General features: G+C 72.0%; 16 protein-coding genes. 10 read left to right on the forward strand and 6 right to left on the reverse strand.

Features of this window, described 5'->3' with window-relative positions:
• The first annotated feature begins 33 nt into the window (after positions 1-33).
• On the forward strand, positions 34-1,005 hold the full coding sequence (locus OO68_RS18070; protein WP_033309416.1) for an LLM class F420-dependent oxidoreductase: 972 nt from the start codon (positions 34-36) through the stop codon (positions 1,003-1,005).
• On the opposite strand, the gene OO68_RS44095 is transcribed toward OO68_RS18070, so the two are convergent.
• Positions 902-1,597, reverse strand: coding sequence for a hypothetical protein (locus tag OO68_RS44095; protein ID WP_078625364.1), 696 nt, complete (start codon positions 1,595-1,597; stop codon positions 902-904). The genes OO68_RS18070 and OO68_RS44095 overlap by 104 nt on opposite strands.
• A gap of 150 nt (positions 1,598-1,747) precedes the next feature.
• On the opposite strand from OO68_RS44095, the gene OO68_RS18080 reads away from it, so the two are divergent.
• Both OO68_RS18080 and OO68_RS18085 read left to right on the forward strand, forming a co-directional pair.
• The gene (locus OO68_RS18080) at positions 1,748-2,788 is read left to right on the forward strand and encodes a hypothetical protein (protein ID WP_051814706.1); all 1,041 of its coding nucleotides are present in this window, start codon (positions 1,748-1,750) and stop codon (positions 2,786-2,788) included.
• A gap of 62 nt (positions 2,789-2,850) precedes the next feature.
• On the forward strand, positions 2,851-3,276 hold the full coding sequence (locus OO68_RS18085; protein WP_033309418.1) for an SsgA family sporulation/cell division regulator: 426 nt from the start codon (positions 2,851-2,853) through the stop codon (positions 3,274-3,276).
• A 59-nt stretch (positions 3,277-3,335) separates the two neighbouring features.
• Here OO68_RS18085 and OO68_RS18090 read toward each other — a convergent pair whose 3' ends face one another.
• The gene (locus OO68_RS18090; RefSeq protein WP_078625365.1) at positions 3,336-3,806 is read right to left on the reverse strand and encodes a DUF6328 family protein; all 471 of its coding nucleotides are present in this window, start codon (positions 3,804-3,806) and stop codon (positions 3,336-3,338) included.
• Between the two features lie 176 nt (positions 3,807-3,982).
• Between OO68_RS18090 and OO68_RS18095 the strand changes: the two genes are divergently transcribed.
• Complete coding sequence (locus tag OO68_RS18095; protein WP_033309420.1) at positions 3,983-4,330, forward strand: hypothetical protein; 348 nt, start codon at positions 3,983-3,985, stop codon at positions 4,328-4,330.
• Positions 4,331-4,339: 9 nt separating this feature from the next.
• On the opposite strand, the gene OO68_RS18100 is transcribed toward OO68_RS18095, so the two are convergent.
• Positions 4,340-5,323, reverse strand: coding sequence for an aldo/keto reductase (locus OO68_RS18100; RefSeq protein ID WP_033309421.1), 984 nt, complete (start codon positions 5,321-5,323; stop codon positions 4,340-4,342).
• Between the two features lie 139 nt (positions 5,324-5,462).
• On the opposite strand from OO68_RS18100, the gene OO68_RS18105 reads away from it, so the two are divergent.
• The 3 genes from OO68_RS18105 to melC2 all read left to right on the forward strand — a co-directional run bounded on the left by OO68_RS18105 (position 5,463) and on the right by melC2 (position 8,734).
• The gene (locus tag OO68_RS18105) at positions 5,463-7,202 is read left to right on the forward strand and encodes a cholesterol oxidase substrate-binding domain-containing protein (protein WP_033309551.1); all 1,740 of its coding nucleotides are present in this window, start codon (positions 5,463-5,465) and stop codon (positions 7,200-7,202) included.
• A gap of 309 nt (positions 7,203-7,511) precedes the next feature.
• Positions 7,512-7,880: an apotyrosinase chaperone MelC1 gene (gene melC1 / locus OO68_RS18110; protein WP_033309422.1), complete on the forward strand. Its 369-nt coding sequence runs from the start codon at positions 7,512-7,514 to the stop codon at positions 7,878-7,880.
• Between the two features lie 32 nt (positions 7,881-7,912).
• Positions 7,913-8,734 (forward strand): tyrosinase MelC2, encoded by an 822-nt coding sequence (gene melC2, locus OO68_RS18115; RefSeq protein ID WP_033309423.1) that lies wholly within the window; start codon positions 7,913-7,915, stop codon positions 8,732-8,734.
• Here melC2 and OO68_RS18120 read toward each other — a convergent pair whose 3' ends face one another.
• On the reverse strand, positions 8,735-9,433 hold the full coding sequence (locus OO68_RS18120; RefSeq protein WP_033309424.1) for a ribonuclease H family protein: 699 nt from the start codon (positions 9,431-9,433) through the stop codon (positions 8,735-8,737).
• A 41-nt stretch (positions 9,434-9,474) separates the two neighbouring features.
• Positions 9,475-10,269 (reverse strand): VOC family protein, encoded by a 795-nt coding sequence (locus OO68_RS18125; RefSeq protein WP_033309552.1) that lies wholly within the window; start codon positions 10,267-10,269, stop codon positions 9,475-9,477.
• A gap of 203 nt (positions 10,270-10,472) precedes the next feature.
• Between OO68_RS18125 and OO68_RS18130 the strand changes: the two genes are divergently transcribed.
• On the forward strand, positions 10,473-11,372 hold the full coding sequence (locus OO68_RS18130; RefSeq protein ID WP_033309425.1) for an SGNH/GDSL hydrolase family protein: 900 nt from the start codon (positions 10,473-10,475) through the stop codon (positions 11,370-11,372).
• Positions 11,369-12,211, forward strand: a complete 843-nt coding sequence (locus tag OO68_RS42335; RefSeq protein ID WP_329503400.1) for an aminoglycoside phosphotransferase family protein — start codon at positions 11,369-11,371, stop codon at positions 12,209-12,211. The genes OO68_RS18130 and OO68_RS42335 overlap by 4 nt, the downstream gene beginning before the upstream one ends.
• A gap of 108 nt (positions 12,212-12,319) precedes the next feature.
• On the opposite strand, the gene OO68_RS18140 is transcribed toward OO68_RS42335, so the two are convergent.
• Positions 12,320-12,802, reverse strand: coding sequence for a VOC family protein (locus tag OO68_RS18140; RefSeq protein ID WP_033309553.1), 483 nt, complete (start codon positions 12,800-12,802; stop codon positions 12,320-12,322).
• A gap of 122 nt (positions 12,803-12,924) precedes the next feature.
• Between OO68_RS18140 and OO68_RS18145 the strand changes: the two genes are divergently transcribed.
• Positions 12,925-14,130, forward strand: a complete 1,206-nt coding sequence (locus tag OO68_RS18145; RefSeq protein ID WP_033309426.1) for an epoxide hydrolase family protein — start codon at positions 12,925-12,927, stop codon at positions 14,128-14,130.
• The last annotated feature ends 115 nt before the right edge of the window (positions 14,131-14,245 follow it).

Raw genomic sequence — 14,245 nt, forward strand, 5'->3', positions numbered from 1 at the left:
TTTCCGGGCCCGCTCTCAGGGGACTCGCCGGTTATGGTGCAAATCGGATACACGATGATGACCGAGCAGGCCGGCCCCCGTGACCTCGTCGACCACGTGGTCCGGGCCGAGGAGGCCGGCTTCGACTTCTCGGTGACCTCCGACCACTACTTCCCGTGGCTGCGCTCGCAGGGTCACTCGCCGTACGCGTGGGCCGTGCTCGGCGCGGCCGCCCAGGCCACGTCACGTATCCCGCTGATGACGTACGTGACGTGCCCGACGTTCCGCTACCACCCCGCGGTGGTGGCGCAGAAGGCGGCGACGGTGCAGTTGCTGTCCGAGGGCCGGTTCCGGCTGGGACTGGGCTCGGGCGAGAACCTCAACGAGCACGTCGTGGGCGGCGGCTGGCCCTCCGTCGATGTGCGGCACGAGATGTTCGAGGAGGCCGTGGAGATCATTCGCGCCCTCTTCGAGGGCGGGCACGTCAACCATCGCGGCACGCACTTCGACGTGGAGTCGGCCCGGCTGTGGGACCTCCCCGACGAGGCGCCGCCGATCGGTGTCGCCGTCTCCGGTGAGCGGTCCTGCGAACTCGCGGGGCGGCTCGGCGACCTGGTGATCGCCACGGAGCCCAAGGCCGGGCTGCTGGAGGCCTTCGACCGGCACGGCGGCCGGGGCAAGCCCCGGGTCGGCCAGCTGCCGGTCTGCTACGACCCCGACCGGGAGGCGGCCGTCAAGCGGGCGCACTCCCAGTTCCGCTGGTTCGGCAGTGGCTGGAAGGTCAACTCGGAGCTGCCGCATCCGGATTCCTTCGAGGCGGCGACCCAGTTCGTCACGCAGGACGACGTCGCCGAGGCCATTCCGTGCGGTGACGACCCGGACGCGTTCGTCGAGGCCGTCCGCCCGTACGCCGAGGCCGGGTTCACCGAGGTCGCCCTCGTGCAGATCGGTGGCGAGTCGCAGCCGGCGTATCTGGACTGGTCGGAGAAGACGCTGCTGCCCGCGCTGCGCGACGCGTTCGGCTGAACTCCTCGGCCAGCGCTTCGACGGCCTGTTCCACCAGTTGAGCCCTCCGTCCAGGAGGGCTCTTCTTCACGAGCGCGCTCACCCGCTGGGCCTCCTGCGTCGTGGGCAGGAACCCGGCGAGCAGCAGGGGCAGCAACAGCCGCCGGACGAGCACTTCGCTCTCCGAGGTGACCTGCGGCCTGCGCACCACCGAGACGTTGACCCGGATCGCGTGTTCGTTGCCGGGCGGGACGCCCGGACGGTCCGTCTCGACCGCGGCGTAGCGGAAGCCGTGCGCCAGGTCGCAGGCCGGGCAGCCGGCCGGGCCACGGGCGATCCTGCCGCCGCAGTCGGGGCACACCAGCCGGTCGAACGCGGCGTCCACGATCCGCCAGTCGTACCGATCCGGTTCGGCGGCGACCATCTCGGCGAGCGCGCGTTCCTGGTCGCCGCCCGCGACGGTGTCCCACTGCCGCAGGAAGGCGGCCCACGCCCCCTCGACGAGGCCGTCCACGAGGTCGCGGCAGACGGCACAGGCGGGGCCGCCGCCGTACGCGTAGCCGTGGCACTCCGTACAGCGGCGCAGCATGACGTCCGTCTCCTGCCGCACCACGCCGGACATCGTCGCGCACGCGCGCCCGGCGGCGACAGCGGTTTTCGGACGGGCCGCCGCCCGGGTGTGGACAGCGAGGTCAGCGGGTGCCGCTAGGCTTCCGTGCGCACCTCGTGCCGTCCGATCTGCCCCGCCCCAGGAGAGTCGTCCGTGACCGTAGCCATCACCCCGCCCGAGACGTCCCCCGCTTCCCCGGCGCCGCTGTCCGACCTGGTCGCGCGGGACGCGCGGGAGTTCGGGGCGTACGCCCGGACCGGGGGGTGGGCCTTCGGGCTGAAGGTGGCGCGCAGTGTGCGTCCCGGCGGGCAGGGCGCGGACGAGACGCCGAAGGTGTCCGCGAAGGAGTTCGCGGAACTGGCCGGCTGCTCCCCGGAGCGGGTCATGCGCTACTACAAGGCGTGGGACCGGGCGGCCGACGACGGGATGGTCCCGCACTTCGAGGCGCTGACGCCCGGTCAGGAGGTCGAACTGCCGGATGCCGACGTGTGGCTGGGCTACTACGTCTCCCGGAACAGCGCGACCTCCGAGCGCGGCACCGCCATCACCGAGGCGGCCGAGGCCGAGGGCATCCGGCCCACGAAGGCCCTGGAGGTCGCGGAGAATCCCACCGCCCTGCGCGCCGCGATCCTCGCCGACCCCTCCACCGCCCGCGCGGCCCGCCAGGCGTTGCTGGACCGGGTCCGCGAGGACCCGGACCTCCAGTCGGAGCTGGCCCGGGACGTGGTGCGCACCGACGAGCTGAAGAAGGCCGTCGCCGGGGAGAGCAGGGCGGCCGACCGGATCGGCTACGTGCGCCAGATCGCCGAGTCGGGGCAGATCAGGACGCCCGCCGGGCAGACCGTCGACGCGCCCGCCGATCTGCGCCAGGAGGCCGAGCGTCACCTGTCGCTCCTCGATGAGCTGGACGAGGGCGAGGACGCCGGCGAGTGGGCCGCCGAGGCCTACGACACGATGAAGTCCCTCGTCGTCGAGGTCGTGGAGGCCGATCCGGGGCTGCGGGTGCAGGAGCGGCGCACGAAGTTCTACAGCAGCCTGCAGAAGGCGACCAAGGTGTTCGAGGAGCTGACCTTCGACGACGCCGGGGAGTTCTACGAGGACGACATGGTGCAGCGTCTGGAGGATCTGCAGCGGGCCGTCGCCGTCTGCATCGAGTCGCTGCGCGGTGCACGCGGGAATCACCCGGTCGGCTGAGCATTCCGGCGGGATCGGGGGTACTAGAGGGCTCTACGTCGGTTCTTCCCGGAGGCCCCCTCGTGAACTCGTTCGTCCACAAGACCCTGGTGGTGCAGCTCCAGGCGGGTGACACGGACCGTTTCTCCGTGCTCGCCCACCTGAGCTACGACGCCGCGGACCCGTTCGCCGTCACCGTGGTCTTCAGCCACGACGGCCGCGTTCTCGCCCGGTGGCAGCTGGACCGGGAGATGCTCGGTGAGGCGCTGCGTCGTCCGGTGGGGGTGGGGGACGTGCGGATGCGCCCGGAATCGCGGGGGATGTGGCAGGAGCTGCGCATGGAGTTCCTCGGCGACGCCCGCGCCGACGGCGGGCGGCACCACGCGGTGGTGTTCGCGTGGGCTCCGGGGTTCGCCGCGTTCCTGCGCGAGACGTACGAGGTGGTGCCGCCGGGCCGCGAGGAGGTCCACGTCGACGACTTCCTGGCGGGTGTTCTCGCCGGGGGCTGAATCACCGCGAGCTGTTTCGAGAGGCGCCCGCTGCCGGCCGGCAGCGGGCGACCGTACCGTCACCTCGACGTGTAGCGGTGCCGCGTCCACAGCGGCAGGACGAACCAGCACAGCAGGTACCAGGCGACCACCCCGGCGACCAGGAAGGGCACGAAGCCGTCATGCGTCGCCACGCGCAGGATCAGCAGCAGCGACGAGGTCGTCGTGGCGAGCAGCAGTACGAGGCCGAGCAGGGTGAGCCGGGAGGCCAGCTGCACCGCCTGGGGCTTGACGCGCCGCCCGGAGACCAGACGGTGCAGGGACACCGGGCCTATGAGCGCCCCGGTGGCGCACGCTCCCAGCACGACCGTCACGAGGTAGATCGTCTGGTCGGTGCCCGAGAGGTCGTCGTACTTCTCGGTGAACACCACCGTGAGCAGAAAGCCGAACAGGATCTGCACGCCCATCTGCGCGACGCGGACCTCCTGGATGAGCTCCTGCCACATCCGGTCCGCTCTCTCCTCCTCCGTCTCGTTGCGCCCCCGGCGCATCGCCCCGCCCTCTGCCGTGTCCGCCACTGTTTCCTCCCTGGTGTGAGACCTGAGCCCTCCTCTTTCCCGGGTTCCCCGTAACGACGCGTCGTCCCGGGGACCGCGTCGGTTTGAGCGATCAGTGGGCGGTTACACGGACGGCGCGAATGACGCAGGCTTGAGGAGGTCGTGGACGCATGTCCGGTACGCAGCTCACCGTGACGCTCAGCGGCGGAGGCGCCGACGACGCGCGAGCGGTCGTCCGCGCCCTGGAAGGCACCTTCGGGGCGCCCGACGAGGTTCCCGCCGACGAGAACGCGACGGTGCACACGGCGACCTTCGACGGGGAGGGGCAGAGGGGCCCCGCCGACGGCGGCGGGGAGGGTTCCGGGCGGCTGTCCGCACCCGTCACCGTCACCGTGCAGGGCAGTCCCGAGGCCGTGCGGCGGGCGAGCGACACGCTCACCCGGGCGTTCACGGCACGCGACGACGGGGCCGCCTCCGGCGACCAGGAGCAGGAGAGGGAGCTGCTCCTGGAGCCGTGAGGCCCGGCCTCACCAGCGGGATTCGACCTGGTCCTTGATCCGCCGGTCGTAGAGGTCGCGGATCGCCGTGAGCGTCTCGCCGGGCAGTTCCGGGAGGCGGGCGGCGGCCGCGTTGGCCCGGGCCTGCTGGGGTGAGCGCGCGCCGGGGATCACAGTCGTGACGCCGGGCTGCTCGACGATCCAGCGCAGGGCCAGCTGAGCCGGGGTGTACCCCTCGGGGGCGAGCGCCGCGAACTCGGCGGCGGCCTCCACACCGGTGGCGTAGTCGACGCCGGAGAAGGTCTCGCCCTGGTCGAAGGCCTCGCCGTGCCGGTTGTAGGTGCGGTGGTCGTTCTCCGGGAAGACGGTGTCCCGGGTGTACTTGCCCGACAGCAGTCCGGAGGCCAGCGGGACCCGGGCGATGATGCCGACGCCGGCCTCACGGGCGGCGGGAAGCACCTCGCGCAGCGGCTTCATGCGGAACGGGTTGAGGATGATCTGCACGCTCGCCACGTTCGGCCGGGCGATCGCGGTCAGTGCCTCCTCGCAGGTCTCGACGCTGACGCCGTACGCGGCGACGCGCTCCTCGTCGACCAGGGTGTCGAGGGCGTCGAACACCTCGTCCGTGGAGTAGACGGGCGTCGGCGGGCAGTGCAGCTGCACCAGGTCGATCCGGTCGACGCCGAGGTTGCGCCGGGAGCGGTCGTTCCAGGCGCGGAAATTGCCGAGCACGTAGTTGGCGGGGATCTGGTCGACCCTGCGGCCCATCTTCGTGGCGACCATGACGTGCAGGTCCGGGCGGCCGCTGAGGAAGGTGGCGATGGTCTGCTCGCTGCGGCCGTCGCCGTACACGTCGGCGGTGTCGAAGAAGGTCACACCTGCCTCGGCCGCCGTCTCCAGTACCGCGAGGGCTTCCTTGTCGTCGACGTCTCCCCAGTCGGCTCCCAGCTGCCAGGTGCCCAGACCGATGACGGAGGCGTGCTGACCCGACCTGTCGAATGTGCGCTCGTCCATGGGCGTCAGTCTGTCATTACGTCACGGCGCCGCGCGGAACGGTCTGCTCCGGCCCGTCAAGCCCCACGATTCACTCACACGAGTGAGGCGATGCGACAGGAACACGTCACGTGCCGTCCCGGCCCCTAGCGTGACGCCGATGACTACTGATTCAGCGAACAACCACCCCTCCGAAGCCGCGCCCTGGACCCGCCGGGGTTTCCTCCTCGGCGCCGCCGCCCTGGCCGCGCTGCCCGGTCTGCCGGCGGACCCCGCGGCCGCCGCCGCGGAGTTGCCGGACTTCCCGGCGGACGTCGCGCTGTACCGCTCGGCCTACCGCAACTGGGTCGGTGAGATCACCGCCGACGGTCTGTGGGCGTGCGCTCCGGACGGCCCGGACCAGGTGGTCGCCGTCGTCAACTGGGCGTGGCGGCACGGGTGGCGGGTGCGTGCCCGGGGCGCCGCGCACGGCTGGTCGCCGCTGACGGTGACGGAGGAAACGCCGTCCGGGGCCCCGGTCCTCCTGGTCGACACCAGGGTCCATCTCACGGACCTCGCCCTGGACTCCCCGACCGCGGTGCGCGCCGGGACCGGCGTGACCATGGAGGACCTGCTCGCCTTCCTGGAGGAGCACGGCCTCGGTGTCACCGCGGCACCCGCTCCGGGCGTGCTCACCCTGGGCGGGGTCCTGGCCGTCGACGGCCACGGCACGGCCGTCCCCGCGCGGGGCGAGCAGCGGCAGCCCGGGCACACCTACGGCTCGCTCAGCAACCTGATCCTGTCCCTCACGGCCGTGGTGTGGGACGACGGGGCCGGTGCGTACGTACTGCGCACCTTCCGGCGCGACGGGGCGCACTGCGCGGCGCTGTCGACCCATCTCGGGCGGTCCCTGGTCACCGAGGTGGTGCTGCGCGTCGGCGCGAACACGAACCTGCGGTGCGTGAGCCGCACGGACATCCCGGCCGGAGAGCTGTTCGCCGCGCCCGGCTCGGGCGACGGGCGCACGTTCGCGAGCTTCCTGGACGAGGCGGGGCGGGTCGAGGCGATCTGGTTCGCCTTCACCGAGCATCCCTGGCTGAAGGTGTGGAGTCTCTCCCCCACCCGGCCGCTGACCTCGCGGAAGGTGACACGGCCGTACAACTATCCGTTCTCCGACAACGTGCCCACGCCGGTGGCGGAGCTGGTCGGCCGGATGACGTCGGAGGCGGCCTGGTACCTCGCGCCGGTGCTCGGCACCGCCCAGTACGAGGCCGCCGCCCTCGGGCTGGTGACGACGCTCTCCGCCGACCTCTGGGGGCCCTCGAAGAACACACTGCTGTACCTGAAGCCGACCACACTCCAGGTGCACGCCAACGGCTACGCGGTCCTCACCGCGCGGGACGGGGTGCAGCGGGTCGTCTCCGAGTTCGCGGCGTTCTACCGCGAGCGGCTGACGGCGTACGCCGCCCGGGGCAGCTTCCCGGTCAACGGCTCGGTGGAGATCCGGGTGACCGGCCTGGACGACCCGGCCGTCGCCGGCATGGCCGGGGCCCGTCCGCCGCTGCTGTCGGCGCTCCGGCCGCCCGAGGACCACCCCGAGTGGGACACGGCCGTGTGGCTGGACGTCCTGACGCTGCCGGGCACGCCGGACGCGGAGGCGTTCCTGCGCGAGATCGAGCGGTTCCTGCTGCGTACGTTCGACGGCGGGTCCGCCCTCACCCGGGTGGAGTGGTCCAAGGGGTGGGCGTACACGGACGACGACGTGTGGAGCGACCCGGAGGTGCTGAGCGACGTCGTCCCGGCGGCGGTCGGCCAGGACGCGTGGGCGGAGGCGAACGCCGCACTGGACCGGCTCGATCCGCACGGCGTGTACGGCAACGCCTTCCTGGACCGGCTGTTCGGTCCCTCGGGGGTGAGGTAGCGCAGAGCAGCAGCACGAGCGGGCCTCCGACCGGACCGCCGGATCGCGCCAGATTCGCGGCGTGACGCGCACCACGGGGCGGCGAGCCGCACCGGAAGAAACATCCGCCACAGCACTCCCGGCGGGCGGAACTTCCCCTTCCGCACCCGGCCACGGATGTCCCGTGGCAAGATCATCTTCGTTCAATCTTGCACGACATAAGGGGAATTGCCCGGATCACAGCCAACCGGCTCGCGGGGATTTCTCCTGGTAGCGGACCGGCCGGTAGGCATGCGGGGACATCAGCCGAACCCACCCCTGGAGGTCCGCATGCCGGAACTCAGCCGTCGCAGCGCGCTCACCGCCGCGGCCGTCCTCGCCACGAGCGCGGGCACGTTGTCCGCCGTCACCCCGGCCTCGGCCGCCGGGCACCACGGCTCCCCCGGAAGCTTCGACGAGGTCTACAAGGGCCGCCGGATACAGGGCCGTCCGGCCACCGGGTCAGGTCACCACGGGCACCACGGCGCGGGATACGCGGTGTTCGTCGACGGGGTCGAGCTGCACGTGATGCGCAACGCCGACGGCAGCTGGATCAGCGTCGTCAGCCACTACGACCCGGTGGCCACCCCGCGGGCCGCCGCCCGCGCCGCGGTGGACGAGCTGCAGGGCGCGCCGCTGCTGCCCTTCCCTGCCAACTGACCCGTCCCGCACAGCACCTGGAGCAACCGCACATGGCAGTCCGCAAGAACCAGTCCACTCTGACCGCCGACGAGAAGCGGCGTTTCGTCGCCGCGCTGCTGGAGCTGAAGCGCAGCGGCCGCTACGACGAGTTCGTCACGACGCACAACGCCTTCATCGTCTCCGACACCGACAACGGCGAGCGGACCGGGCACCGTTCACCGTCCTTCCTGCCCTGGCACCGAAGATTCCTCCTGGAGTTCGAGCGGGCGCTGCAGTCGGTGGACGCGTCGGTGTCGCTGCCCTACTGGGACTGGACCGTCGACCGTACGCCGCGCGCCTCGCTGTGGGCGCCCGACTTCCTCGGGGGTACCGGGCGGGAGCGGGACGGCCGGGTGACGGACGGGCCGTTCTCCGCGTCCGGCGGGAACTGGCCGGTCAACGTGCGGGTCGACGGCCGTACGTTCCTGCGGCGCTCCCTCGGGTCCGGTACGCGCGAGCTGCCGACCCGGGCCGAGGTCGAGTCGGTGCTGGCGATGTCCACGTACGACATGGCGCCCTGGAACAGCGGCTCGGACGGCTTCCGCAACCACCTCGAAGGGTGGCGGGGCGTGAACCTGCACAACCGCGTCCACGTCTGGGTCGGCGGGCAGATGGCGACCGGGGTCTCCCCCAACGACCCGGTGTTCTGGCTGCACCACGCGTACATAGACAAGCTGTGGGCCGAGTGGCAGCGCCGGCACCCCGGCTCCGGTTATCTGCCGGCCGCCGGCACGCCGAACGTGATCGACCTCAACGAGACGATGCGGCCGTGGCACGACATGAGCCCGGCGGATCTGCTGGACCACACGCCGCACTACACGTTCGACGCCTGATCAGACGCTCGCGCCCGTGCGGCACTCCGGGTGGCCCCAGCCGCTGTCGTTCTTGGCGATGGGCTCACCGGCCGCGTAGGAGCGGCCGCACTGGCAGCGGCCGGGGAACTTCGCCTTGATCGTGCGCGCGGAACCCTTGCCCCCCGCGGCCTTGGCGGGGCGCGGGCGGGAACGCGGGGCCTTGGCAGGGGTATCCGGGGCGGGCGGCGGCTCGGGGGAGCCGAGGCCGCTGCCCGCGGGCTCCTGGACGGTGGCGGCCTGGCTGGCGGCCCGGTCGGCGAAGTCGTTGAGCCGGTCGCCGTCGACCTGGTGGGCGGGGACGTAGCGGAACTCGACCGAGCGGCCGTCCAGCAGTTCGTCGATGCGGACGACGAGGTCCTGGTTGGCGACCGGCTTGCCGGCGGAGGTCTTCCAGCCGTTGCGCTTCCAGCCGGGGAGCCAGGTGGTGACGGCCTTCATCGCGTACTGCGAGTCCATCCGGATCTCAAGCGGCACGTCCGGGTCGGTCGCCGCCAGCAGGCGCTCCAGCGCGGTGAGTTCGGCGACGTTGTTGGTGGCCTTGCCGAGCGGCCCCGCCGCCCACCGCTCCGGCGTCTCGGAAGCGTCGGCGACGACCCAGGCCCAGCCCGCGGGCCCGGGATTTCCCTTCGAAGCCCCGTCACACGCGGCCACAACACGTTCACGCATGCGCTCGATCATGCCATGACCGCGGGGGCCGTCCGGCCGGGAGGGCCGGGCGCCTACGCCACGTCGGTCAGCTTCGGCATCTCTCCCTCGGTCTTCGTGATGTCGATCACCGAGAAGTTCGCGCCCTGCGGGTCGCTGAGCGTCGCGAAGCGGCCGAACGGGGTGGTCATCGGGCCGAACCGCAGCACGCCGCCGAGCTCTGTGGCCTTCGCCACGGCCGCGTCGCAGTCCTCCACGGTGAAGTACACGTTGATGTACGGCTGCACCTCGGGCGGGAAGTCGTCGCCCATCTTCATGCGGCCCAGCACGGTGCGTTCGCCGAGGTCGTAGATCCGGAAGTCCATTTCGTCCTCCATGTCCCGCTGCCGGTAGGAGAAGACGGCGGGGAAGAACGCGTCGGACTTCGCGGGCTCGCGGGTGAAGACCTCCGCCCAGGTGTAGGCACCGGGTTCGGCCATCGCCTGGAAGCCCTCGTGGGTGCCCGCCTGCCAGACGCCGAAGACGACGCCGCCGGGGTCGCGGGCCAGGCACATGGTGCCGAAGTCGGCGACCTGCATGGGCTCCATCAGCACCTCGCCGCCATTGTCGCGGATCCGGCCGGCGGTGGCGGCGGCGTCGTCCGCGGCGAAGTACAGGCACCACTGCGACATGCCCTCCTGGCCCGGCATGGGCGGGACGACGGCGGCGACCGCCTTGCCGTTCGCGTAGGCCTCCGTGTAGTTGCCGAGCTCCGCGGACGCCTCGGCGAAGGTCCAGCCGAGGACGTCCCCGTAGAAGCTCTTGGCCCCTTCGAGGTCGCCGAACATCGCGTCGGCCCAGCAGGGGGTTCCTTCAGGTTGCACGGCCATGACCACGACCCTCTCCGAAATGGCTGGAATCGTCCGCTTCCTCACGCTAGTCACCCGGCGGCCGGCCCGCGCGTCGAGCGGTCCGGCCGCCCGGGCAGCCGCGTCCACGGCCCGGACCATCGCGTCCGGCGGATGTCTTCCCCCCCGGCGCCCGGCTGTGCTTGCCTGAGTGCCGTTTCTCAGGCCGGGGCGGGAGTTGCCGTATGCGCAAGCCGTGGATCGTGGGGGCACTACTGGCCGGAGTGCTCCTCGGCGGGTGCGGGGATCCCGCTTCCGGACCCGAGGAGCCGGCGCCGGCCGCGCCGCGCGCGTCGGCCACCACGCATCAGCGGGCCCCCGCCTCCCCCGGCCCGGAGCCGGGGAAGGCACCCAGGGTGCTGTACCTCGGCGACTCGCTGGCGATGGAGGGCCAGAAGGTCCTGGGCCAGGAGCTACGCCGGGATCTGAAGGCGCGGTACACCGGCGCCCCGTACTCCGGCACCACCCTGTGCGACTACCTGGAGGGCACGGCCGAACGGTCCCTCGTGCCGGCCGCCGACAAGGCGGCCGCCCTGGTGCGCAGGCTGCGGCCCGACTTCGTGGTCCTGCAGTTCTGGGGGAACTCCTGGGGCTACACGCCGTGCATGGACGGCATCACCTACGACAAGTCCCCGGCCCGGTACTTCCGCCGCTACGAGGCCGACGCGCGCCGGCTCACCGAGCAGATCACCACGGCCGGGGACGGCGGCCGCCCGCGGATCGTCTGGGTGTCCCAGGGCCCGGACCCGGTCACCCCCGACCGGGTCCGGCGCGTCAACGCGCTCTACGAGAAGCGGGCCGCCGCCTCGGGCGACCTCGTGGCGGACGCCGGGAAAGCGGTGAGTCCGGCCGCGGACCGCTACGCCTGGACGCAGTACCTGCCGTGCACGGCCCACGAGCGTGCCCGCCCCGGCCTGTGCACACAGCCCGGCCGCGACCGCACGGCGCTGCACCGCGACGACGACTATCTGCACTTCTGCCTGGCCCCGACCACCACCCGGCCGAAGCCCTGCCCGGTCCGCTCCCCCGGCATCCTGCGCATCGCCCGGGAGGTCACCAAAACCATTCGACAGGCGGCGCGTTGACCGCTCGAATGGGCGGCATGTGCGCGGTGCGGATGCATGAGGACGAGCTGGCCATCGACGTCTCCCTCGTCGGCCGGCTGATCGCGGGGCAGTTCCCGCAGTGGGCCGGGCTGGCCCTGCGGCGGCTGGAGTCCTCCGGGACGGAGAACGCCATGTTCCGCCTCGGCGAGGACAAGGTCGTCAGGTTCCCCCGGCATCCCCGCGCCGTGGAGGCCATCGCGCACGAGCTGCGCTGGCTGCCCCGGCTGGGCCCGGGCCTGCCCGCCGCCTCGCCCGCACCCCTCGGCCGGGGCGAACCCGGTGACGGGTTCCCGTGGCCCTGGTCGGTCTACGGCTGGCTCGACGGCCGCAACCCGGTACCCGGCAGGATCGAGGAGCCCACCCTGCTCGCCGGGGACCTCGCGGCGTGGGTCACGGCCCTGCGCCGCATCGACGCGTCGGAGGGACCCCCGGGTTACCGGGGCGTGCCGCTGGCGGCCCGCGACCCCTTCCTGCGTGAGGCGCTGGGGCGGCTCGCGGGGCGGGTCGACACCGCCGCGGTGACGAGGGTGTGGGAGGAGGCCCTGCGGGCTCCGGAGCACACCGGACCGCCGCTGTGGGCCCACGGCGACCTGATGGCCGGGAACCTCCTGGTCACGGGCGGGCGGCTGAGCGCCGTGATCGACTTCGGCACGGTGGGGGTGGGGGATCCCGCCGTCGACCTCATCGGCGCCTGGTGTGTGCTGCCCGCCGCGGTCCGCGGCGTCTTCCGCGACGCCGTGGGTGCCGGCGAGGCCGAGTGGGCACGGGCCCGGGGCTGGGCCCTGTCGATCGCGGTCATCGCCCTGCCGTACTACTAGGACACCAACCCGCCGGTCGCGGAGAACTCCCGGCATGTGATCGCGGAGATCCTGGCCGAGACGGCGTAGGGGCGGAGACGGCTCCGCCCCGACGTGCCGGGGGGCACGTCACTCACCCGCGTACGCCTTCTCCAGTGCGGCGATGTCGAACTTGCTCATCGCCATGAACGCCCGGGTCACCCGGGACGCCTTCGCCGGGTCCGGGTCGCTGATCATCTCGGCGAGCCGGTCCGGGACGACCTGCCAGGACACGCCGAACCTGTCCTTGAGCCAGCCGCAGGGGCCCGGCTCGCCGCCGTTCTCGGTGAGCCTGGTCCAGTAGTAGTCGATCTCCTCCTGGTTCTCGCAGAAGATCATGAACGAGGTCGCCTCGGTGAACTTGAACTGGGGGCCGCCGTTGAGCCCGAGGAACTTGTGGCCGTTCGCCGTGAACTCGACGGTCATCACGCTGCCGGCGGGCTGCATGGCTCCCTCGGGGTAGCGGGCGACCTTGCCGATGCTGGAGTTCTTGAAGATCGAGACGTAGTGGTGGGCGGCCTCCTCGGCCTGGCCGTCGAACCAGAGGCACGTGGTGAAACCGTCGGTGGTCATGAAGTCCTCCTGCATGCGTCGAACGCTGTCACCACTGTCGACCGGCACTCGCCCCGGAACTCATCGGCCGGGGGCCGGGCAATCCGGATGGCCGCTACACCGTTCGGAACTAGCATCCGGTCATGACGTCTTCGCCCGCAGACAGCGGCATCCGTCCCTTCCGCATCGACGTACCGCAGAGCGACCTCGATGACCTCCACGACCGCCTCGACCGGACCCGCTGGCCGGACGAGCTGCCCGGCGTGGGCTGGTCGTACGGCGTTCCCTCGGGCTATCTGCGCGAGCTGGTGCGGTACTGGCGGCACGACTACGACTGGCGGGCCGCGGAGGCGCGGCTGAACGCGTGGCCGCAGTTCACCACCGAGATCGACGGCGCGCGGGTGCATTTCGCGCACATCCGCTCCCCCGAGCCCGACGCCACCCCGCTGATCGTCACGCACGGGTGGCCTGGGTCGATCGTCGAGTTCGCCGGCATCGCGGGGCCGCTGACCGACCCGGCCGCCCACGGCGGCGATCCTGCCGACGCCTTCCACCTCGTGCTGCCGGGGATCCCCGGCTTCGGGTTCTCGGGCCCCACCCGGGAGACCGGCTGGGAAGCGCGTCGGATCGCCGACGCGTGGGCCGAACTGATGACGCGCCTGGGCTACGAGCGGTTCGGTGCCCAGGGCGGCGACTGGGGGGCGGCGATCTCCCGTGAACTGGGGCGCGTCCACAGCGACCGGGTGATCGGCCTCCACCTCAATCTGCTGCCGGGCGCTCAGGCGGCCGTCGAGCCGACGGCCGGGGAACTGGAGGCGCTGAGCCCCGCCGAGCGGGAGCGCACGCTGGCCTCGTGGCGGCGGTGGACGCTGTGGTCCCGCGACGGCACGGGCTACTTCCACGTGCAGTCCACCCGTCCGCAGACGCTCTCCTACGCGCTCACGGACTCCCCCGTGGGGCAGCTGGCCTGGATCGTCGAGAAGTTCCAGGAGTGGACGGACGCGGAGGAGCTGCCCGAGGAGGCCGTCGACCGGGACCTGATGCTCACGAACGTGATGCTGTACTGGCTGACGGGCACGGCCGGTTCGTCGGCCCGGATCTACTACGAGCGCGCCCACGCCCGGGGTGAGCGGACCGCCGCCCCGCAAGAACCCTCCACCACACCGACCGGCGTCGCGTCCTTCGCCGGAGACCCCCAGATCCCGCTGCGGCACAAGGCGGAGCGGACGGAGAACATCGTCCGCTGGACGGAGTTCGACCGCGGCGGGCACTTCGCGGCGCTGGAGGAGCCCGACCTGCTGGTGGGTGATGTGCGGGCGTTCTTCCGCCAGTTGCGCGGCAAGGGCTGAGCCGGAGGGCTCTGCCGGTAGCGGATCTGCCGAGGGCAGAGAAACCGTTCGCGGACATCGTCCGAGGTCAAGAGTGGAGTCGACGGCACATCCCCGACACGTCCACGGCGCTTGT

The sequence above is a fragment of the Streptomyces iakyrus genome, from assembly GCF_000717055.1.
GTDB lineage: Bacteria > Actinomycetota > Actinomycetes > Streptomycetales > Streptomycetaceae > Streptomyces > Streptomyces iakyrus.

Bases quoted from the DNA above. Each gene is read 5' to 3' on its own strand.
- OO68_RS18130 (WP_033309425.1), top strand. From the start codon at position 10,473: ATGCGCAAGCCGTGGATCGTGGGGGCACTACTGGCCGGAGTGCTCCTC.
- OO68_RS18090 (WP_078625365.1), bottom strand. From the start codon at position 3,806: ATGCGCCGGGGGCGCAACGAGACGGAGGAGGAGAGAGCGGACCGGATG.
- OO68_RS18140 (WP_033309553.1), bottom strand. From the start codon at position 12,802: ATGACCACCGACGGTTTCACCACGTGCCTCTGGTTCGACGGCCAGGCC.
- OO68_RS18070 (WP_033309416.1), top strand. From the start codon at position 34: ATGGTGCAAATCGGATACACGATGATGACCGAGCAGGCCGGCCCCCGT.
- OO68_RS18145 (WP_033309426.1), top strand. From the start codon at position 12,925: ATGACGTCTTCGCCCGCAGACAGCGGCATCCGTCCCTTCCGCATCGAC.
- melC1 (WP_033309422.1), top strand. From the start codon at position 7,512: ATGCCGGAACTCAGCCGTCGCAGCGCGCTCACCGCCGCGGCCGTCCTC.
- OO68_RS18100 (WP_033309421.1), bottom strand. From the start codon at position 5,323: ATGGACGAGCGCACATTCGACAGGTCGGGTCAGCACGCCTCCGTCATC.
- OO68_RS18105 (WP_033309551.1), top strand. From the start codon at position 5,463: ATGACTACTGATTCAGCGAACAACCACCCCTCCGAAGCCGCGCCCTGG.
- OO68_RS18095 (WP_033309420.1), top strand. From the start codon at position 3,983: ATGTCCGGTACGCAGCTCACCGTGACGCTCAGCGGCGGAGGCGCCGAC.
- OO68_RS18120 (WP_033309424.1), bottom strand. From the start codon at position 9,433: ATGATCGAGCGCATGCGTGAACGTGTTGTGGCCGCGTGTGACGGGGCT.
- melC2 (WP_033309423.1), top strand. From the start codon at position 7,913: ATGGCAGTCCGCAAGAACCAGTCCACTCTGACCGCCGACGAGAAGCGG.
- OO68_RS18125 (WP_033309552.1), bottom strand. From the start codon at position 10,269: ATGGCCGTGCAACCTGAAGGAACCCCCTGCTGGGCCGACGCGATGTTC.